General features: G+C 59.8%; 18 protein-coding genes and 3 pseudogenes. 14 read left to right on the plus strand and 7 right to left on the minus strand.

Annotation, left to right across the window (positions count from 1 at the left end):
- Window positions 1-26: 26 nt before the first annotated feature.
- On the minus strand, window positions 27-551 hold the full coding sequence (locus ACI2KG_RS01495; RefSeq protein ID WP_400616261.1) for a hypothetical protein: 525 nt from the start codon (window positions 549-551) through the stop codon (window positions 27-29).
- A gap of 196 nt (window positions 552-747) precedes the next feature.
- Here ACI2KG_RS01495 and ACI2KG_RS01500 point away from each other — a divergent pair, with 196 nt between their 5' ends.
- Window positions 748-1,605: an SDR family oxidoreductase gene (locus ACI2KG_RS01500; RefSeq protein WP_404660506.1), complete on the plus strand. Its 858-nt coding sequence runs from the start codon at window positions 748-750 to the stop codon at window positions 1,603-1,605.
- Between the two features lie 274 nt (window positions 1,606-1,879).
- Here ACI2KG_RS01500 and ACI2KG_RS01505 read toward each other — a convergent pair whose 3' ends face one another.
- The gene (locus tag ACI2KG_RS01505) at window positions 1,880-2,041 is read right to left on the minus strand and encodes a hypothetical protein (RefSeq protein ID WP_400616266.1); all 162 of its coding nucleotides are present in this window, start codon (window positions 2,039-2,041) and stop codon (window positions 1,880-1,882) included.
- A 161-nt stretch (window positions 2,042-2,202) separates the two neighbouring features.
- Between ACI2KG_RS01505 and ACI2KG_RS01510 the strand changes: the two genes are divergently transcribed.
- The 4 genes and pseudogenes from ACI2KG_RS01510 to ACI2KG_RS01525 all read left to right on the plus strand — a co-directional run bounded on the left by ACI2KG_RS01510 (window position 2,203) and on the right by ACI2KG_RS01525 (window position 5,525).
- Window positions 2,203-2,706: a CinA family protein gene (locus tag ACI2KG_RS01510; protein WP_404660507.1), complete on the plus strand. Its 504-nt coding sequence runs from the start codon at window positions 2,203-2,205 to the stop codon at window positions 2,704-2,706.
- 10 nt (window positions 2,707-2,716) lie between these two features.
- Window positions 2,717-3,223 carry a hypothetical protein gene (locus ACI2KG_RS01515; protein ID WP_404660604.1) on the plus strand — a complete coding sequence of 169 codons (507 nt, stop codon included), beginning with the start codon at window positions 2,717-2,719 and terminating at the stop codon, window positions 3,221-3,223.
- Window positions 3,224-3,232: 9 nt separating this feature from the next.
- Complete coding sequence (locus ACI2KG_RS01520) at window positions 3,233-3,676, plus strand: DUF421 domain-containing protein (protein ID WP_404660508.1); 444 nt, start codon at window positions 3,233-3,235, stop codon at window positions 3,674-3,676.
- A 32-nt stretch (window positions 3,677-3,708) separates the two neighbouring features.
- A pseudogene (locus tag ACI2KG_RS01525) lies at window positions 3,709-5,525 on the plus strand (glycoside hydrolase family 15 protein).
- Window positions 5,526-5,534: 9 nt separating this feature from the next.
- Here ACI2KG_RS01525 and ACI2KG_RS01530 read toward each other — a convergent pair.
- Complete coding sequence (locus ACI2KG_RS01530; RefSeq protein ID WP_404660509.1) at window positions 5,535-6,644, minus strand: Gfo/Idh/MocA family protein; 1,110 nt, start codon at window positions 6,642-6,644, stop codon at window positions 5,535-5,537.
- A gap of 156 nt (window positions 6,645-6,800) precedes the next feature.
- Here ACI2KG_RS01530 and ACI2KG_RS01535 point away from each other — a divergent pair, with 156 nt between their 5' ends.
- The 4 genes and pseudogenes from ACI2KG_RS01535 to ACI2KG_RS01550 all read left to right on the plus strand — a co-directional run bounded on the left by ACI2KG_RS01535 (window position 6,801) and on the right by ACI2KG_RS01550 (window position 8,392).
- Window positions 6,801-7,046: a hypothetical protein gene (locus tag ACI2KG_RS01535; protein ID WP_400616277.1), complete on the plus strand. Its 246-nt coding sequence runs from the start codon at window positions 6,801-6,803 to the stop codon at window positions 7,044-7,046.
- A gap of 158 nt (window positions 7,047-7,204) precedes the next feature.
- A pseudogene (locus ACI2KG_RS01540) lies at window positions 7,205-7,465 on the plus strand (general stress protein); the annotation flags it as partial.
- Window positions 7,466-7,561 (plus strand): annotated as a pseudogene (locus ACI2KG_RS01545) (general stress protein); the annotation flags it as partial.
- Window positions 7,562-7,699: 138 nt separating this feature from the next.
- Window positions 7,700-8,392 carry a DUF421 domain-containing protein gene (locus ACI2KG_RS01550; protein WP_404660510.1) on the plus strand — a complete coding sequence of 231 codons (693 nt, stop codon included), beginning with the start codon at window positions 7,700-7,702 and terminating at the stop codon, window positions 8,390-8,392.
- 11 nt (window positions 8,393-8,403) lie between these two features.
- Here ACI2KG_RS01550 and ACI2KG_RS01555 read toward each other — a convergent pair whose 3' ends face one another.
- The 3 genes from ACI2KG_RS01555 to ACI2KG_RS01565 form a co-directional block, all read right to left on the minus strand.
- Window positions 8,404-10,464, minus strand: coding sequence for a PAS domain-containing protein (locus tag ACI2KG_RS01555; protein WP_404660511.1), 2,061 nt, complete (start codon window positions 10,462-10,464; stop codon window positions 8,404-8,406).
- A 265-nt stretch (window positions 10,465-10,729) separates the two neighbouring features.
- Window positions 10,730-10,960 (minus strand): hypothetical protein, encoded by a 231-nt coding sequence (locus tag ACI2KG_RS01560; protein WP_404660513.1) that lies wholly within the window; start codon window positions 10,958-10,960, stop codon window positions 10,730-10,732.
- 14 nt (window positions 10,961-10,974) lie between these two features.
- Complete coding sequence (locus tag ACI2KG_RS01565; RefSeq protein ID WP_400616285.1) at window positions 10,975-11,853, minus strand: manganese catalase family protein; 879 nt, start codon at window positions 11,851-11,853, stop codon at window positions 10,975-10,977.
- A gap of 316 nt (window positions 11,854-12,169) precedes the next feature.
- Between ACI2KG_RS01565 and ACI2KG_RS01570 the strand changes: the two genes are divergently transcribed.
- From ACI2KG_RS01570 to ACI2KG_RS01585, 4 genes are read left to right on the plus strand one after another with little or no spacing between them, the layout of a single operon-like run.
- Complete coding sequence (locus ACI2KG_RS01570) at window positions 12,170-13,372, plus strand: zinc-dependent alcohol dehydrogenase (RefSeq protein ID WP_404660514.1); 1,203 nt, start codon at window positions 12,170-12,172, stop codon at window positions 13,370-13,372.
- Window positions 13,373-13,385: 13 nt separating this feature from the next.
- Window positions 13,386-13,619: a PLD nuclease N-terminal domain-containing protein gene (locus ACI2KG_RS01575; protein WP_404660515.1), complete on the plus strand. Its 234-nt coding sequence runs from the start codon at window positions 13,386-13,388 to the stop codon at window positions 13,617-13,619.
- A 34-nt stretch (window positions 13,620-13,653) separates the two neighbouring features.
- A complete protein-coding gene (locus tag ACI2KG_RS01580; protein WP_404660516.1) occupies window positions 13,654-14,982 on the plus strand; it encodes an SDR family oxidoreductase in 1,329 nt (442 codons plus the stop codon).
- A 7-nt stretch (window positions 14,983-14,989) separates the two neighbouring features.
- On the plus strand, window positions 14,990-17,572 hold the full coding sequence (locus ACI2KG_RS01585; protein ID WP_404660517.1) for an EAL domain-containing protein: 2,583 nt from the start codon (window positions 14,990-14,992) through the stop codon (window positions 17,570-17,572).
- A 367-nt stretch (window positions 17,573-17,939) separates the two neighbouring features.
- On the opposite strand, the gene ACI2KG_RS01590 is transcribed toward ACI2KG_RS01585, so the two are convergent.
- A complete protein-coding gene (locus tag ACI2KG_RS01590) occupies window positions 17,940-18,464 on the minus strand; it encodes a cupin domain-containing protein (protein WP_404660518.1) in 525 nt (174 codons plus the stop codon).
- A gap of 148 nt (window positions 18,465-18,612) precedes the next feature.
- Here ACI2KG_RS01590 and ACI2KG_RS01595 point away from each other — a divergent pair, with 148 nt between their 5' ends.
- On the plus strand, window positions 18,613-20,400 hold the full coding sequence (locus ACI2KG_RS01595; protein ID WP_404660519.1) for a thiamine pyrophosphate-requiring protein: 1,788 nt from the start codon (window positions 18,613-18,615) through the stop codon (window positions 20,398-20,400).
- The last annotated feature ends 3 nt before the right edge of the window (window positions 20,401-20,403 follow it).

Raw genomic sequence — 20,403 nt, forward strand, 5'->3', positions numbered from 1 at the left:
CCGTATTTTCGTCCGATGGGGCGTTCTCACGCCAACTGGATGTACACCGAATAGCATCCCAGCAGCAACCAGAACACCAGGAAGATCCAAGGTGTGCGTAGCGAAAACAGCAGCGACTTTCGATGGCCGGCGCGGGAAGTTTCAGCTTCGCTGAACAAAGGCGACTCATCGTAAGCCAACCCCATGAGGGGCTCGCTCTGTAGCAAGTGCCTTTGCTTCAGTTGCCAGTGATCAATGATGTTGTACGCCGCTCGGATCCCAGGCCAGGCATTAAGCGAGCTGAGCACACCCAGCAAAGCGAGGAACGCTGGCACGATCAGCGTAAACATTTCGCCCCATCCCTGGTTGAGGTTGCCCATGGAGGACACGAACGCAATGACCAGAAAGGACTGAGCTGCCAGGTAGGCATCGGTACGATTGGCCAGAATGCTGGTTTCGTACTGGATCTCCCGCCGGTAGAAGTCCAGGCGTTCTTTGGGAGAGCCGAACATTCTGGCGTTATGTTCGCTGACTTCATGCTCCGGGGTCCCGGGGGTAATGATTCGAGGCACTTGTTACTCCTGGAATGCGGCTCCCGGCGAAAAGAGCGCCAGGCGTTCAGTTCGGTAGAACAAACGATGCAACCCGAAATTCAATTTGCATTCGACCCCCGCACCGCTCGTCGCACCATGTGCACATCCAACCCAACGCACAGCAACCCAAAGCTTCGAAACGCTATGAGTGTTCTCAACTGCAGGAGCTTCTACCATGCGAGACTTCCCTACCCCGCCCTTTCCCTCACAGCCGCAAAGCGTCCCTGGTTCACAACGCAAGATGGAGCCCTATCCAGACTGCGGTGAGGAGTCGTATATCGGCCATAACCGCCTGGAAGGCAAGGTTGCGCTCATCACCGGTGCAGACAGCGGTATCGGGCGAGCGGTTGCCATCGCCTATGCACGCGAGGGTGCTGACGTTGCCATCGCCTACCTCAGTGAGCATGAAGATGCGCAGGAAACCGCGCGCTGGGTCGAAGCTGCGGGTAAGCAATGCCTCCTGCTGCCCGGCGACCTGGCGCAGAAACAACACTGCCATGACATCGTCGAGAAAACCGTCGAACAATTCGGCCGCATCGACATTCTGGTCAACAACGCAGCCTTCCAGATGGCCCATGAAACGCTGGAGGAGATCGACGATGATGAATGGGTGAAAACCTTCGATATCAACATCACCGCTATCTTCAGGATCTGCAAGGCGGCACTACCTTCCATGCCAAAAGGCAGCTCGATCATCAATACCAGTTCGGTCAACTCCGACGATCCTTCACCAAGCCTGTTGCCCTATGCCACGACCAAGGGTGCCATTGCCAACTTCACGGCGGGTTTGGCTCAGTTGCTAGGCAAGAAGGGAATTCGGGTCAACAGCGTTGCGCCTGGCCCCATCTGGACGCCTTTGATTCCGGCTACCATGCCTGATGAAGCGGTCAAGAACTTCGGCGCCAGCTACCCCATGGGGCGTCCTGGGCAGCCCGTGGAGGTTGCGCCTATCTACGTGCTGCTTGGCTCTGATGAGGCCAGTTACATCAGTGGGTCACGGTATGCTGTTACCGGCGGTAAACCGATACTTTGAGGAAAAGAGGCATCGCAGCACAAGGCCCCACCTCGCCTGCATCACCTCCAGGCAGGCATAGAACCTGTAGGAGCGGCCTTGCGTCGCGATGGGCTGCGCAGCAGCCCCGGTAATCTGTGCATCTGCGCAGCAGCCCCGGTAATCTGTGCATCTGCGCAGAAACCCTGGGGCTGCTGCGCAGCCCATCGCGACGCAAGGCCGCTCCTACACGGGCCAGCGCTGGCCAGAAGAGATATTCAAGACATTAGCCTTACGCCTGATGCGCGCACCCGTTTCAGCGTTTTTGCTGGTCGTGCTCACGGGCTGTTTTTTGCGCCGTAGAGTCATGAGGTGTACCGGACGAGCCGTCCGGACGTTGTGCATCGTTATCACGCTCTTCCTCGCCGTTTGACTTCGTTTGCGAGCCTGGCTTGTGCTGATGGCGTCCGCTTTTCATGATGTTCTCCTGCAAACTGCTGTGTCCGGATGAAGAAGAGAATCCGTAGTCAGCGCAAAGTTCACGCCGGCCGAGCTGCATAGGACGGGCGGGCAAAGATATGCTGAACCAATCAGCGACGGAGCGCGTCCACTGCACAAGAACAAGCGAGTCGATTCTCCATGACAAACGAACCTGTGCTGGCCGCGCTCGGCTATCTCAAAGACAATAAGTTGATCCTCACAACGGCGGAATCGTGCACTGCAGGCTGCATAGTAGCGCTCCTGGCAGCGGAGCCCGGCACTGGAGAGGTGCTGGAAAGTGGTTATGTGGTCTACTCCCCCAGCGCCAAGAAACGGTTGCTGGGTGTCAGCGCCGAGACCATCGAACGCTATGGCCTCACCAGCGAAGCGGTGGCGTGGGAAATGGCCTTGGGTGCCTTGAGAGACAGTGATGCCAACGTCGTGATTGCCACCACAGGTGTGGCCGGTCCTGCTCCCGAATCCGGTATTCCACCTGGCACCCTGTGCTTCGCCTGGGCATTTGCCGGTGAGCCCATAGCCGTTTTCACGCGCACCCAACGGTTCTTCGGCGAGCGGTCTGAGGTGATGCGACAAGGGGCGCTATTTGGACTGACTCGCATTGCCCACTATCACCAACGCTGGCTACGAGGTGAGCGGGCCTGAGGGCGAGCACATGCCGGAAGACGAGGTGGAGTCCCGACGTTATCCCGTACGGGAAAACATGCCCATGCAACAGCGTGTCTGGCGTTTCGAGCGCGTTGGGTGGTACGTACTCGTAATCATCGTGCTGATGGCCTTGGCTGGGCTATTTGGCAATGGCCCTTTGAGCGATGCCGAAAAGGTGAGCCAGGATGGCCGGGTGAAAGTCGAGTATCAGCGCCTCAGTCGCAGTGGCACTACCGACAACCTCTTTATAACGGTACAAGGCCAGCCTGGCCAGCCGGTGAAGGTCGAGCTTGAGGGCTCGTTACTTCGCGCAGCCAGCATCGAGACGATGCAACCAGAACCGCAACGTTCGATGTCGCGTGGCCCTGCCCTGTCACTGCAGCTGGGTACCGGCGAAGACGGCGTGGCCACGTTGTACCTGACCCTTCGAAGTGATCACGTGGGCACCCTGGAGGGTATCGTCAATGCTGGCCCCCAGAGCACTGTCCACTTTTCCACCTTTCTGTTTCCGTAGGAGTGCGTCATGGATTCGATCCTCCGCGCAGCCGGGATGTACGTGGCGCTCATGCTGCTGTTCCGCGTAGCGGGCCGACGCTCACTGGCCGACCTGACCACGTTCGACTTCGTTCTGCTGCTGATCATTGGGGAGGCAACTCAGCAGGCACTGCTGGGTGAGGATTTTTCCTTCACCAACGCCATGCTGGTGATCGCCACGCTGATCGTCCTCGACGTAGGGCTATCGTTGGCGAAGCTAAACGCCAGGCCGTTGGCGCGGCTTCTGGACGGGCACGCTACCTTGGTCGTTGAAAACGGGCACTTTCTGCATCACCGAATGCGCCGGGCGCGACTCACGGAAGACGACATTCTGGAGTCGGCACGCAATAGCCAAGGTATCGAAAAGATCGAACAGGTCAAATTCGCCATCGTAGAACGAAATGGCAAGATCTCGATCATTCCTGCGGATTAGAGCACCTCATCAGCCATCAGGGAGGCATGTCGATGGAAAAACAGCCGGTCGAGGGAACGCAATACGGAGTGCCTCAGCGAGATGAAGGTGGCTGGCTACCACTGGAGGAATATGGCGCGTTGGGTGATGGACGCTCCGTTGCGCTGATTGGCCTGGACGGGTCCATCGACTGGTGGTGCGTGCCGCACATGGACTCACCCCCCCTGTTCGAAAACTGCTGGCCCCTCGAACCGGGGGCTGCTTCTCCATTACCCCCAAAGAGCCGTTCGTTGCCGAGCGCCGCTACCTTCCCGACAGCAACGTTCTCGAAACGATCTTCATCACCGGTGCTGGTCGCGCCCGGCTCACAGAGTCCTTGAACAGCGGCCCTGCTGGCCGGTTGCCTTGGGCCGAGCTGGCCAGGCGCATCGAAGGCGTCGAAGGACAGGTGGATTTTCAAATCGCCATCGATTTCGGCACCCAGGCCGATACCGTGAGCCCTTACATAGCGCCGAACGACAACGCCTGCGTGTTTCACGCCGGCCGCATACTTGGCATGTTCCTGCACGACGACCAGGTACGCATCGCGCGCAAGAACGATATGGGCGTGCGTGCTTCCCTGAGCGTTGCCGCTGGGCAACGCTCAGTGGTCGCGATCATCGCAGGACGTGATGAGCCGCTGGTGGTACCGCCCCTGGCCTTGATCGATGAACGCATCGATGGCTCACACCGGGAGTGGTGCCAGTGGTCAAGGAGCCTTGTCTACGACGGCCCCTACAAGCATCAAGTTGTTCGGAACGCTTTGGCCCTCAAGCTGCTGCTGTCCTCGCCCAGTGGATCGATCATGGCGGCGGCAACTTCATCGCTTCCTGAACGCATCGGTGGCGACAAGAACTATGACTATCGATTCGCCTGGATTCGTGATGCCGGCTACACCATCGAAGCGTTCCTGAGTATCGGCGCGCAGCCAGAGGCCAAGGCCGCCTTTAGCTGGTTGCTGCGTCGGCTGAATGAGCACGGGCCACGGGTGTTCTATACCCTGGACGGATCGATGGGTGATTGCCTTCGCCCACTCAATCTTCCTGGCTACAAGAACTCGCCTCCCGTTGTCGGCAATGATGCCCGTGATCAGCTGCAACATGGCGTGTTCGGCGATATTTTCGAAACGGCCCGCTGTTTCATCGACAGCGGTAACATTCTGGATTCGCCAAGCGCCATGATTTTGTCTGGCCTGGCCGACCAGTGTGCCGATTGCTGGAGGCAGGCAGATGCTGGCATTTGGGAGTTGCCGCAAAAGCAGCATTACACGATGTCAAAAATCAGCTGCTGGCAAGCCTTGAGCCGGGCCATCGAACTGGCCGACGGCGGCCACCTTCCGACCACTTGTCGGGAACGCTGGGGCCGCGAGCGTCAACGCGTTCAGGAATGGATTGAGGGCAACTGCTGGAGCGAGACACATCAGGCTTACCTGTTTTACCCAGGCAGCAACCGGCTGGACGCGTCGGTGGCGCTCGCGGTCCGATTCGGATATCCCAGCGTGGATCGGCTACGCAGCACCCTGGAAGCTGTTCATGAGGAGCTTGGGGCTGGCGCTTTCCACTATCGCTACAGCCAGGTTCAGGATGAAGAGGGCTGTTTTCTGGCTTGCACGTTCTGGCTGATCGAAGCCTGGGCACTTCTGGGCCAGCAAGCGCGAGCCGAGGCGGCCTATGCCGAAGCACTAGGCCGGCTATCGCAGGGGGTGGGTATCTACTCGGAAATGGTCGACCCCGAGAACGGACAGTACCTTGGCAACCTCCCGCAGGGCCTGTCCCATCTGGCTGCGCTTCGGGCAGCGCTTGCCATCGGCGGCTGTCGCCCGGATCGATGAGGCCAGCCCCTAGCGGGTGGGAGGCTCGGTGTTGATCATCGGCGGCACGGCCGCCAGCGGGAAGGCGCGCCGCTGCTCGCGACGTCGGGCGAATGGCCGTGCCGCCAGCGGTTCCAGGCGCTGCGGCTGACCGGTTTCCAGTGCGCGCTGGACCGCCGCGATCACCCGCACATCGCGCCAGCCTTCGTCGCCATCAGGCTCCGGCGCCTCGTTGCGCAGTATGCAATCAGAAAAGTAAGCGGTTTCTCCGGCGAACTGATCGACGACCGGGTTTACATGCACGCGGGTTTCGCCGTCAATGGTCGCCCGGTAACTGATTGCCACACCCTCCCCGTATCCGAAGCACGGCGAGGCTTCGATCTCGCCTTTGCTCCCGAGCAACTGGAAGCGCTCAGTGTCCGGCAGGGTGTAGCTGACCGTGAACTGGGCCAGGCGCTCATCAGGGAAGCGCAGGCTGACGGTGACCGTGTCCCAGGTGTCGATGCTGCTGCCTGGCGAGTGCACGCCCACGGCGGCCACCTCGATGGGCTCGGCATTGAACAACTGGCGAACCATGTTCAGCGGGTACGGCCCCATGTCAGCCACCGGGCCAGCGCCGAATCCGCTCTGGGCACGGTGGTTGCCAGGCTTGACCTGCTGGGTGAAGGTCGAGGTGAACAGCCGCGGCTCACCGAAATTGCCAGCGTGCACCCGCTCGATCATGTCCAAGGTACCGGGCTCGCAGTGCAGACGATAGGCGATCATCAACCGGGCCCCGGTGCGCCGGGCCGCCTCGCTCATCGCCAGGCAGTCGGCTTCGTTGGTCCCCATGGGTTTTTCCAGCAACACGTGGATACCGGCTTCCAGCGCCGGTATCACGAACTCGCGATGGCGAAAGTTCGGCGTGGCGACGTACACCGCATCTACTTCGCTCGAGCCGAGCAGCGCCGCGTAATCCTCGTAGGAATAGGCCTTGATCCCATACCGATCAGCCAGGCCCGTCGCCTTCTGCGGGTCGCCGGTGACCAAGGCGGTTATCACCGAGTTGTCGGTCTGGCCGATACCTGGCATGAACGCGCCTTGGGAAATCGACCCGCCGGCCACTACGCCATATCGGATCTTGCCTGATGCATTGGGCATGAAACCCCTCCTTGTCATGACTATGATTGATGGTTGCAGTCCAAGGTGGGCAAGCCAGAGGAGCGCAAGGTTCCGTAAATCTGCCGGCATGCATGCTGAACCCGAATCGGCGCTACACAGTCCCAAATCAAAACACGGTCAAATGAGGACTGCCTGATGCATGAATGGATCGACTTTCTTGAATGGCCTGCCATGTTGCTGACCGTGCTTGCCGCCTGGTGTATCGGCTCACAACGGCCTGGCCGGCGCAAACTGGGGTTCTGCTGCTTCATCGCCAGCAACGTGTTATGGGCGGTCTGGGGGTGGCAGGCGCAGGCCTGGGCGCTGATTATCCTGCAGGTTTGCCTGTGCATCTTGAACCTGCGGGGCTGGAAGAAAAACACTGCGCTGGAGCCTGGCTGAATACTCATGCGCCAGGAGCCTCACCGCAAGAATAGCGCTCACCATTTATTAAGGTGTTTCGTCCGGCTTTTCAAAATCCGTTGCATGATGCGGCGCTTGTCCCCGGTCACTGAAGGACACAGATCTTCCTGTGTAACTACCGATATGAGGTGTCAATCATGGCTAGCAATCAGGACAACCGCGGTAACCAAGGCGGCAACGCAAACACCAATCCGGGCAACTTCGCCAACGACCGAGAAAAAGCATCCGAGGCCGGGCACAAAGGCGGCCAGATGTCCGGTGGCAACTTCAAGAACGATCCGGAACGCGCTTCTGAGGCTGGGCAGAAAGGGGGACAGGCTTCGGGCGGAAATTTCAAGAACGACCCCGAACGGGCCTCCGAGGCGGGCAAGAAAGGTGGCCAGGCTTCCGGGGGCAATTTCGCCAATGACCGCGAAAAAGCCTCTGAAGCCGGCCGAGTGGGAGGCCAGCATAGTCATGGAGGCGGTCGCAAGAGTGACGACAATCGTGAGTAACCCGTGAAAGCGTTGGGGCAGCCCAGCTGCCCCTGCGTTTCCGCTCGGGGTATGACCTGTGGCAAAGCGTTGGGCATGAACTAGCATCGAGACGAGCCGGTCAATCGATAGGAGATAGCCACGACAGAGAAGAAGCGAATGGTTTCATTTGATCTGCAAAGGATGCTCATTGGCGAGTTCCCGCTGACCTTTCTCCTGGAGGTCGCCCTACGCGTTTCAGCGGCTTTTCTCGCGGTGTTCTTCTTTCTGAAATTCAGCGGTCGGCGGGGAATCAGGCAGCTGTCCCGCTTCGAGCTCGTGGTAATTCTCACCTTGGGCTCAGCCGCAGGCGATGTCACGTTTTACGAAGATGTCCCCCTCCTCCCGGTCGCCTTGGTGTTTCTCACGCTTCTGCTGCTTTATCGCGGAACCGTCTACATGATGAGGCGCAGCAAAACCTGGGAGGCCTGGATAGATGGCTTGCCCATCACGGTGGTAAAGGACGGCATGTACGAGATCCATTCGCTGCGCAACTTGAACATCTCGTCCAATGAGTTGTTCATGGAAATGCGCCAACAAGGGGTGGAGCATCTGGGCCAGGTTCGACTCGGCCTGTTGGAGACCGATGGCGATCTCAGCCTGTATTTCTATGGGCCGGATGACACCCGGCCAGGGCTGTCAGTGCTGCCTGTGGAACATCGTCCTGAATACCAGGCACCGCCGAACGCAGGCCTGCACTGTTGCGTCAATTGCGGCTTCCCGGCCTTCCATGAAGCCAAGGAATCAGGCGCGTGTGAACGCTGTGGCCATGACATCTGGTCACCGGCATTGGTTAGCTTGCGCAGCCGTTAGGCAACCTTCACTCAAGCGCGCGTGGTTTGGCCAGGCATCCCAAGCATCTTGTGGACATTGGCGACCAGGTCATCCATCGCGAATGGCTTGATCAACACGGCCGATGTATCCCGCCATACGTTATCCTCGAACACCGATGGGCTCGCGTAGCCGGTCATGAAAATGACTGGCAAGCGGTCACGGGCTTGTCGTCCGAACGTGGCCATTTCCCGGCCATCGATCCCACCGGGCAAGCCTATATCGGTCACCAGTAGATCGATGCGGGTATCAGATGCGAGCAATTGCAGGCCAGCCTGGCTGTCGGTAGCCTCGATAACCGTGCACCCTAAACCACTGAGAACGTCACTGACGAACATGCGAACGGATGGCTCGTCATCGACTATCAGTACAGTACGGTCTGACCATTGAGGTTCGAAATCGCAAAGGGTCTGTGCGCTGGCAATAGGCGCTGGCTTTCCCGGAGCGATTGGCAGAGCAAGGTAAACCCTGGTGCCGACTTTTTCCTCCGAAACAATCCTGACCTGCCCCCCCGACTGCTTGGCAAATCCGTAAACCATCGACAGCCCAAGCCCCGTGCCCTCACCGAGGGACTTGGTCGTGAAGAACGGTTCACACGCTTTCAATAGCGTTTCGGCAGACATACCCATCCCATTGTCGATTACGCTGATCGTCAGGTATGCACCCGCATTCAGCTCCGAATCCAGATCGGGGCCCTCCTCAAGTGTGATGTTGGCTGTAGTGATGATGATCTTGCCAGCCCTTTTGCCGATTGCATCCCGCGAGTTGATACACAGGTTGAGCAGTGAATTCTCGACCTGTAAGGGGTCAACCAGGCAAGTGGCAATTTCTGCGGTCAAATCGACCTGCAGCTGAATCGATGGCCCTACGGTACGCCGTATGAGATCCGTCAGCCCGCCGATCAAATCATTGATGTCCGTGCGGATGGGCTGCAAAGGCTGACGGCGTGAAAATGCCAACAATCGATGAGTAAGTGACGCCGCCTTTTGGGCGGCCCGGTGCGCGATGTCGAGGTAACGTTCGACGTCCGCCGACCGCCCTTCCCTTACCCGCCGCCTGGCCAAATCCAGACTGCCGGTAATGCCTGCCAGGAGGTTATTGAAGTCATGAGCGATGCCCCCGGTGAGCTGACCTATCGCTTCCATTTTCTGCGATTGGCGCAGCGCTTCCTGAGCGGCCTCACGCTGGGCTATGGCTTCGCTGACGCGACCTTCCAGTGTCCGGTTCAGCTCCAAAAGCGCGGCTTCGGCCTGTTTTCGTGCGGACACATCGATCGAGGAACCAATCAGCCCTATGACCTCTCCAGCTTCGTCAAGGAGCGGGGCTTTTACCGACAGCCATGTGGTCGCAGAGCCGTCGGGCATATCGACCCGCTCTTCAATCTGAACAGCTTTGCCTCCTCGCATGACTTCCTGGTCGGTTTGCATGATTTGCAGCGCCTGGGCCTTGTCATCGAGAAACTCAAGGTCAGTTTTTCCCAGATAAAATTCAGGCGGTTTGCCAATCAACTCCGTCGTCCCGTGGTTTGCAACCAGAAGCCGTCCCTCAAGATCCTTTGCGTACACAACCCCAGGTACGGCGGCTGCAAAGGTTCGCAACAGGGCAGAGACGCGGTCCCGCTCGGCTTCAGCCGCCCGCCGGGGCTCGATGTCCATGAGCACGCCCGGAAAGCGAATCGCATGCCCGGTCGCATTCAACTCTGCGCGACCGTTGGCCTCGACCCAATGATATTCACCATCATCCTGGCGAACCCTGTACTCGCAGCGGAACGGGCCTCCATGGGCCATAGCGGCAGCGATTTCCCGGGAGACACGATCCCGGTCTTTGGGGTAAATGGATGTCAACGCTTCGGCAATGGAAATACCCGCTTTACACTTCTGCAACGGGATACCAAACGCTTTTGAAAACCGCTCGTCTGCTATGACGCGGTCGTTCGGGATATCCCATACCCAGGTACCCATCACAGCAGCAGCCTCGAGCACCAGGCGCAATTTTTCACCAGGCTGAGCAGGGTCGCCGCCAGCTGGAGAAAGGTCAGACGTGTCTTTATCCATAGATCACCTTATATCGTCGTCATCGAGACAGACGGTAAAAGCGAAAAGTTTCCGCACCACGCCTCGTGACTCCCGCGCTTCAGCATTAGCTTCATCATGACCACGAAGTGGATGCTAGAGGTGTACAGGTAGTTGGGGCAGTTCGCAATCTACGGATGCGCTCTGGCGCAAAGTGCTCTGATCTTTTGGTGATGAGGTTCTGTTGGCAGGGATATTGGCCCAGGGCGAGCCGAACAAGCCCGGAGCATCCTGCTCCGGGCCGTTGTCAGTGCACGGTGTGGCTCAGAAAGATTTCAGGTTGCTCTCTTTCCGGCGTATCGCCGGGTAGGTCATTGGGGAGAAGCGAGCCGACTCCAAATGTCATGACGGCCATGCGTACCCGCAGCGCCCGGCAGGCCAAACGTGATTCCGCTTCGAATTCGGCTAACGCCTGGCTCATCAGGTGCTCGACGCCGACCAGCCGATGTGGCAAGTCTTTTTTGCGTAGCGTGTTCATGACGCCTCCGCGGCTCAGTCTTTGCCGTTGATCAGGCCAGAGCCCAGATCTGCGCCGGTGACCGGGTTGGTAGCTGGATCGGACATCGTCCGAAGCTTCATTGCCTCCAGTGTTTCAGCCTCGGCAGGCGTAAGCGTCACCGAAGCGGTGCCATCCCCTCCATCGACAGCGGCGGATGGATTTTCCACGTATTCCCACTCGCTGCCCTCGTTCCAGGGGCCACGCACATTGGGTTCACCGGACATGTTGAAGTAGGTGTTGGTGAACTCCGGCATGCCGGGTAGCTTCCCTTGCGGGAAGTTCGGCTGAATCGCATGAAGCGCCTTCTCAAAGGAAAGCTGATGGGCGATCTCCCGCGTCATGAGAAAGCCCAGAGCCTCCTTGACGCCTGGGTCATCGGTCACGTTCATCAAACGCTCGTAAACGATCTTGGCCCGCGCTTCAGCAGCGATGTTCGAGCGAAAGTCTGCTGTAGGCTCGCCGATGGTATCGACATACGCAGCGCTCCAAGGTACGCCAGCCGAATTGGTGAGCGGGGCACCGGCACCGTACAAGATACTGGTGATGTGTGAGTCGTTGCCCGCTCCATTGATCGCACGATACAGCTCGCCTTCCTCTTCGACGCCCTCGGCCAGGCGCCCCTTTGCGCCCTTGTTCAGCATGACGATGATGGAGCCGACAATCTCCAGGTGGCTCAGCTCCTCGGTCGCAATATCCATGAGCAGGTCTTTACGCCCCGGATCGTCCTCCGCCAATGCCTGGGTGAAATAGCGGCCAGCAGCCGCCAACTCACCCTGAGCACCACCGAATTGTTCGAGCAACAGATTCGCCAGCCCCGGGTTAGGCTGCGCTACCCGCACGGTATATTGCAAACGCTTGTTATGGATAAACATGGTTGTCTCCTCGCGGCTAGTCGAACGCCCAGGGTTAGTTAAGGGCGCCGTCTATGGCTGGGAGTGAACGCCCGCGTGCATCGTGCTAAATAACGCGCAACATTCAGGACGAACGGAAAGGCAGCAATCGTTCAATGAAATGGCGTGGCTGGTTATAAATGAATTCACACCAATTGTTTGTGCACAACATCTTGAAACGCAGCACCGCGCAGCCCCATTTAAACTACCACCGGCGTTTTTAGTCTGAACTTTGCCCTCTGTCTTGGCTTCCCCTGCATACCTATCACTGAAACAGCAATTGCAGGAGCTGACCTTCATGAGAGCACTGACCTACCACGGCGCACACGACGTCAGGGTCGATAACGTCCCTGATCCCATCATCGAGCAAGCAGACGACATCATCCTCAAGGTAACCGCCACCGCCATTTGTGGCTCTGACTTGCACCTCTACCACGGCAAAATCCCAGAAACCGAAGCGGGCGATATCTTCGGCCACGAGTTCATGGGCATCGTCGAAGACACCGGCAGTGCCGTCACCAACCTGCAGGTCGGCGACCGCGTAGTGATTCCCTTCGTGATTGCGTGCGGCAGTTGCTTCTTCTGTCAGCACGACCTGTTCGCTGCCTGCGAAACCACCAATACCGGTCGGGGCGCGATCATTAACAAGAAGGGTATCCCACCTGGCGCGGCGCTATTTGGATACAGCCACCTTTACGGAGGTATCCCAGGCGGCCAAGCAGATTACGTCAGGGTGCCTAAAGGCAACGTCGGCCCGTTCAAAGTGCCCACCGAACTGGCCGATGACAAGGTGCTGTTCCTCTCCGACATTCTGCCGACCGCTTGGCAAGCCGTGATCAATGCCGAAGTCGGCCAGGGTTCATCGGTGGCGATCTACGGCGCCGGGCCGGTGGGTTTGCTGAGCGCCGCTTGTGCGCGAATGCTTGGCGCGCAGACCATTTTCATGGTCGATGACAACGACTATCGCCTGGCCTACGCCCAGGAGGCGTACGGCGTCATACCGATCAACTTTGAGCAGGACGACGATCCCGCGGACAGCATCATCCGCCAGACCCCAGGCATGCGCGGGGTCGATGCGGTGATCGACGCGGTCGGCTTCGAGGCCAAAGGCAGCACTGCCGAAACAGTCATGACGGCGCTGAAGATCGAAGGCAGCAGTGGCAAGGCGCTGCGCCAGAGCATTGCTGCGGTGCGTCGTGGAGGCGTTGTCAGCGTACCCGGTGTGTACGCTGGCTTTATCCATGCCTTCATGTTCGGCGATGCCTTCGACAAGGGCCTCACCTTCAAGATGGGCCAGACCCATGTCCAGAAGTACCTGCCTGAACTCCTTGAGCACATTGAAGCAGGACGCCTGCAACCGGAACTGATCGTCACCCACCGCCTGGCCCTTGAAGAGGCGGCCATGGGCTACAAGATGTTCGATCAGAAGCAGGACGACTGTCGCAAGGTGATCCTCGTACCAGGCGCTGCAGCGGGCACCTTGGGCCCTGACTTCGTGTAGAGGAGGCAAACACATGAATGGTCTCGCCAGCTACTTCTGGATTGCCGTAGCGGCAATTCTTCTGCTCGTTGACCTGTGGGCCATCGTCAGTGTGTTCCGAAGCGACAAGACGGATGCCGTGAAAGCGGGCTGGGCCCTGCTGATCGTAGCGTTACCTCTTGTTGGCCTGGGTATATGGGGCGTTGCCGGCCCTCGTGGCATCAAGCGAGGCACGGGCCCCACTTCCGACGAGCACAGCAAAGGCTGACATCTGCTAGCTGCACCTACAGGGGGTTTGCAACATGATCGATCAAGCGACAGGAATGAAATCAGGTGAACGCTATCGCGTTGAAAACGTGGAGCGCACGCATCAGTTTGCAGGCTTCTTTCAGGACGGAAAATACTACCTGGGCCCTGAGCTTCTGACCGCCGTGGGGTGGCTCGAAGGTACACGCTTCATCTACGACAGCCTGGATGCTGAAGGTGAACCGCTATTTCCAGACCGCGTGGCAGGCACGGTCGAAGGCCTGACGTTAACTCTGGTCGATGGCACCGCTCTTGAGCTTTCCCTGATCGACGCGGGCGAAATCCTCGCGCCGCTCGACGCTGCAAATACCTCTGGCTCGCAGCTAGAAGCGGCTGACACGGGTACTTCGGCCAAAGGGCCTTTGCACGGCAAGGTAGTGGTCATCACGGGCGCATCCAGCGGCATCGGTCGCGCCGCCGCACACGCATTCGCTTGCAAGGGTGCACGCCTGGTCCTGGCGGCCCGCGACGAGGAAGCGTTGTTCGATGTCCTGGATGAATGTACCGAGTGCGGTACGGATGCCATGGCGATTACCACCGATGTCACCCACAGCGAGCAGGTCCAAGCGCTGGCCGCGCAGGCAGCAGCATTTGGCCATGGACGGATCGATATCTGGGTCAACAACGCGGGGGTTGGGGCGGTCGGCAGCTTCGACGAGACGCCACTGGACGCGCATGAGCAGGTTATCCAGACCGACTTGATCGGTTACCTGCGCGGTGCCTACGTCGCCCTACCCTACTTCAAGGCGCAAGGTAGCGGCATTCTCATCAACACGCTGTCGCTAGGCAGCTGGGTGGCCCAACCCTATGCTGCCGCGTACTCGGCAAGCAAGTTTGGCTTACGTGGGCTGACCGAGGCGCTGCGGGGCGAATTAACGGCGTTTCCCCATATCCATGTATGCGATGTCTATCCTGCAGTCATGGACACACCCGGCTTCAGGGATGGCGGCAATTACACCGGGCATGCGCTGACACCGCCAGGCCCTGTATACGATCCGGAACGGGTAGCGAAGGCGATGGTGGCCTGCGCACTCTCACCTCAAGCCCACACAACGGTCGGCGCTGCTGCTCGCATCGCACACCTGGTCAGCTACCTTGTACCTGGGTTGCCTTTATTGTCAGGGTGGCTGACGCGTTGGGGAATAAATCGCAGTCCCAAGGCCGAAGTGTCCTCCGGTAACCTGTTTGAGCCTCCCACTGGCAGGAGGTCCATCGACGGAGGCTGGAGGGAATCAAAAAACAAAGCGCCGTTGCTGATCGGGGCCGCCGCTGCAGGAATAATTGCCGGCTTTGCCATTGCCCACTCAAGACGCAGGAAGGGCTGAAAGTCGAATGGACGTGCTTGCTGACAAAGAAATGTCGAGCCGTAGTCATGTGGTGGGGCAACTCATCGTGGTGTTCTCCCTGATTCTGTTGGTAGCCTTGTTGCTGGGGCTGTTCTCCCTCTACCGCCTGGCCGAGGCGCTAGACGTTCGCCAGGTGGAGCAAAGCCGCTTTCACGCCAATTCGGCCATTACCCAGTTGCAGAAAAACGACAGGACGTTCCTGCTGACCCACGCCGACTGGCAGGCCGCCTACGACCACTTGGGGAAACAGGTCGACGCGCACTGGGCATACGTCGAGGACAATGTAGGCGCCACGCTCTACACCTCCGATGGCTACGAGGGGGTATACGTGCTCGATGATGACGGGACCCGTTACGCCATGCTGGAAGGTAGGCTCAGCGAGCAAGGCCTGGAGCAGCATACCGACCGTGCTGGCAACCTTTTGCACCTGGCTCGCGAAGCTGCGAAGCATGACCAGGCGTCTTCCGGATATCTCGTATTTCGTGGCCAGCCAGCGGTGTACGCCGCTGCGCTGATACGACCGCAGGCCCAGCCCCATCACCTGCCGGGCCCAACTGCAGTGATGGTGTTCATTCGCGTCCTTTCACCCCCTGTACTCCTGGCGCTGGGCGAGTCGGCGGGGTTGTCCGGGCTGGCAGTGGCCGATTCGGCTGATCTGCATCGAGGACGCGGTGCGCTTGCCCTGGACGGCATCGGTCGCGCCCTGACCTGGGATCTGCCGCAGCCTGGTACGCAATTGATCCAGACTGTAATCGCGCCATTGGCAGTCGCCGTGTTCCTGATTGCGCTGACCATTGCATTGTTTGCACGGTATGCAATGCGGGCCAGCACCGGGATTGATCGTAGCCACCGTGCGCTGATGATCTCCCGGGCTGCCTTGCAATCGAGTGAAGAGCGCTTCAAGGCCGTGGCTGAAGCTGCCTCGGACTGGATATGGGAAACCGATGTATTCCTGCGGCTAACCTATTTGTCGGACCGTTTCAGCGAACTCACCGGGCACCCCGTCGAAACGTGGCGGCAGCGCCCGATTACCGAGCTGCTGTCTTGTGATACCAGCCACCTCCAGACCTGGCTGCACAGTCTGGCGGCGACAGGCGCTTCCGGCACCCTGCGCTGTCAGTACCAGGATCAGCTAGGCCAACAGCGTATTTGCCGGATCGCTGCGCGCTCGATCGTGGATCAGAGCGTCTGTACCGGGTTTCGTGGCACGTGTAGCGACATCACCGACGAAGTGGCCGCACATGCACAGGTCCAGCATCTCTCTCTGCATGATGCCCTTACCGGCTTGCCGAACCGTAACAAGCTGTTCCGGTTCCTCGAACAGACCATGCCTGGCACTGAGCCGCTGCAAGTAGCGGTGCTGATGCTGGATCTTGATAACTTCAAGCCGATCAACGACAGCCTTGGGCACCCGGCCGGCGATGCGGTGTTGCTCGAGGTAGCGGGCCGCCTCGGTCAAGCTACTCGCGACAGTGACCTGGTCGCCCGTCTGGGGGGCGATGAGTTCATCGTCGTAGTGACACGGCCAGGCGATCGCGGGGATATGGACCGATTCTGCATGCGCCTGATCGAGGCGATCAAACGCCCCATGCAGGTTGAGGGGCATGTTGTTCACGTTGGTGTGAGTCTTGGTGTAGTGCTGTCGGCCGAATACCCCGGCACGCCAAGCGACCTGATCCGTTACGCTGACGTGGCCCTTTACAGCGCCAAGCAAGCGGGCAAAAACACTTGGCGTTTTTTTTCGGCACAACTCAATGCAGCATTGATGGACAAGCGTGTGCTGGAAAGCGAACTGCGCGAGGGCATACCGCGTGGCGAGCTGGTGTTGCATTTTCAGCCGCGCTTCAAGGTCGACGGGGTTTCGATCGCATCGGCGGAGGCCCTGGTACGCTGGCAACACCCACGCCAGGGCCTGCTGCGCCCCGATCGTTTCATCCCGCTTGCCGAAGAGTCTGACCTGATCGTGCTGCTTGGCAACTGGGTGCTGCAGGAAGCCTGCCTCAAGGCGCTCGGTTGGCCACAGGCGGTAATGGTGTCGGTAAACATGTCGCCTGCCCAGTTCAGCCGCAGCGATGTCGTTCGCGACGTCGGCGACGCATTGCGCACCACCGGCCTGCCAGCCCATCGTCTGGAACTGGAGATTACCGAAAACGTCATGCTCAACGACATTGAAGGCGCTCTGCACACCCTGCAGGCACTGAAGGAGCTAGGCGTGCGCCTGAACATGGACGACTTCGGGACCGGTTACTCCTCGCTGGGCTACCTGCGTACCTACCCGTTCGACAGCATCAAGATTGACAAGCGCTTCGTCCAGCATCTGGGCAAGAGCGGCAGCGACCGTAGCGTGGTACAGGCCATTATCAATCTTGGCAACGCGATGGGCATGACGGTAACAGCTGAAGGTGTCGAGACCGCCGAGCAACTCGCCCTGCTTAGCGCTGACCAATGCCATGAGGTGCAAGGTTTCCTGCTTAGCAAACCACTGGAAAACGAAGTGCTGATGGCGATGATGGCGTCACCACCCGTCGTAGGAGCGGGTTTACCCGCGAACAGGCCGGGCCTGCCGTAATACCACTCGGTCAAGCAGTAGGGGCTCACAGGCGCTTGCCTTGAGATGTCTGATGCGTGTGAGATCGAGCGCCGCCCGCGCGGCGCTTCGCGGCACAAGGCCGCTCCCACATCTGTTTCTGGCCAGTTACTCCTGCACCTGCGAATTCGCGCCCTAGGCGCTTGGTGGAGCAGGGCGGCCAGCGGTAATCTCACAGGAGTGATTGGCCCGAAACAGATGTGGGAGCGGTAATCTCACAGGAGTGATTGGCCCGAAACAGATGTGGGAGCGGCCTTGTGCCGCGAAGCGCCGCGCGGGCGGCGCTCGGTCGCATAGGCGACACTAAAGGCACGGCGAACACCTTAAGATGGCCCCGCTCGCAAGACGCTCAGCGCCAATAGCTCATCACGACGCCCCCGGCGCCGCCGACCGGGTCTTGCCCAGGGCCCGGCACTGCGGCAATTCGCGCCAGCACCTGCCTGTGCGCTGCACTGTCTGGCCGCTGGATGTCGTAGTCTTCCTGCCCATGAGGATAGGCACCGACCACCTGGAAGTCCTCGCTGCTCTCGACGCAGCGGTGCCCCGTGCCCGCCGGCAGCACCAGCACATCGCCCCGCTTTACACTCAAGGTTTGGCCTGACGCCCCGCCCAGTGTCACCCGCGCCCACCCGCTGGCGACCCCCAAGGCTTCGTGGGCATTGGGGTGGAAGTGGTGGTAATCGAAGATCCCGCCGCGCCAGAGTGGCGTCCAGTGGTGTACCGAGAACAGCGCTTCGAAGGCACTGGCGGCATCCTGTGCCGGCGCGATCTGCAGATGATAGAGCACGACCGGGAAACGGCTGTTGGGCGTTGCGCCGTCATCTTGGAAGTACAGGGTCTGTACGCTGACATCGGCAGTGTCGATGGCCTTCATGTGTCGTCTCCAGGTGCTGAGGTCCCTTCAGTTGCGAACCTTGAGCCCGGTCAATGGTTCCACTCGGAAGACCTGCGTGCACACGCGTGAAACTTTCACGCGCCGGGCCAAGTCCAGACGCCTATCCACCACAGGACGGGAGAGCATGATGAGCAACACGGTAGGTGACTTTCTGGTTGAGCGCTTGTATCAGTGGGGTGTGCGACGCATCTTCGGCTACCCCGGCGACGGCATCAACGGCGTGTTCGGCGCGCTGAACCGGGCCGCAGGCAAGATCGAGTTCGTACAAGCACGGCATGAGGAAATGGCCGCGTTCATGGCCAGTGCCCATGCCAAATTCACGGGTGAACTGGGTGTCTGCATCGCCACCTCCGGCCCCGGCGCCTCGCACCTGTTGACGGGCCTGTACGACGCACGCATGGACCACCAGCCGGTGCTGGCCATTGTCGGCCAGCAGGCGCGCGCAGCGCTAGGCGGGCACTATCAGCAGGAGCTGGACCTGCTGTCGATGTTCAAGGATGTCGCCGGTGCCTTCGTCCAGCAGGCGTCGACGCCCGAACAGGTGCGTCACCTGCTCGACCGCGCAGTGCGTACTGCCGTCGGTGAACGTCGGGTCACCGCCATCATCTTGCCCAACGACCTGCAGGACCTTCCCTACCACGAACCCGCCAGAGCCCATGGCACGCTGCACTCCGGCATTGGCTACAGCAAGCCCCGGGTGGTGCCCTTCGAGCAAGACTTGCAGCGGGCCGCCGAGGTACTGAACGCTGGGCGAAAGGTGGCAATCCTGGTGGGCGCCGGCGCCCTTCAAGCCACCGAGCAGGTCATCGCAGTGGCTGAAACACTCGGTGCCGGCGTGGCCAAGGCGCTACTGGGCAAGGCTGCGCTGCCCGATGACCTGCCTTGGGTCACTGGCGCCATCGGCCTGCTCGGCACCGAGCCGAGCTACAGGCTGATGAACGAATGCGACACCTTGCTGATGATCGGCTCCGGCTTCCCCTACGCCGAGTTTTTGCCTAAGGAAGGTCAGGCGCGTGGCGTGCAGATCGACTTGCAACCGGACATGCTCAGCCTGCGTTACCCGATGGAGGTCAACCTGGTGGGCGATGCCAGCGAAACCCTGCGCGCACTGCTGCCACTGCTGGAGCACAAGGCCGAGCGGCGCTGGCGAGAAAACGTCGAAAACTGGCGCACGCACTGGGACAAGACCCTGGAAAAGCGCGCGTTGGTCAAGGCCGACCCCATCAACCCACAACGCGTGGTACACGAGCTTTCCCCTCGCCTGCCCGATCACGCCATCATCACCAGCGACTCGGGGTCATGCGCCAACTGGTTTGCCCGCGACCTGCAGATTCGCCAGGGCATGCAGTGTTCGTTGTCCGGCGGCCTGGCCAGCATGGGCGCGGCGGTGCCCTATGCCATTGCCGCCAAGTTCGCCTACCCGCAGCGCAGCGTAGTGGCGCTGGTCGGCGATGGTGCGATGCAGATGAATAACCTGGCCGAGCTTATCACCGTGGCCAAGTACTGGCGGCAGTGGGACAACCCGCAGTGGATTTGCGCAGTGTTCAACAACGAAGACCTCAACCAGGTGACCTGGGAACAACGGGTCATGGAAGGTGACCCCAAGTTCGAGGCTTCGCAGTCGATCCCTGATGTGCCCTACCACCTGTTTGCCATTTCCATTGGCCTGGAAGGCATCTACGTGGAGCGTGAAGAAGACATTGCTGGCGCCTGGGAGCGCGCCCTGGGGGCTGACCGGCCGGTGTTGATCGAATTCAAGACCGACCCAGACGTGCCACCCCTGCCGCCGCATATCAAGCTGGAGCAGGCAAAGAAGTTCGCCAGCACCTTGCTCAAGGGCGACCCGGACCAGTCCGGCGTTATCGTGCAAACCGCCAAGCAGGTCCTCAGTTCGGTATTGCCTGGCAAGAAATAAGCA

Source organism: Pseudomonas sp. NPDC089407, assembly GCF_044900445.1.
In the GTDB taxonomy this organism is placed as follows: Bacteria; Pseudomonadota; Gammaproteobacteria; order Pseudomonadales; family Pseudomonadaceae; genus Aquipseudomonas.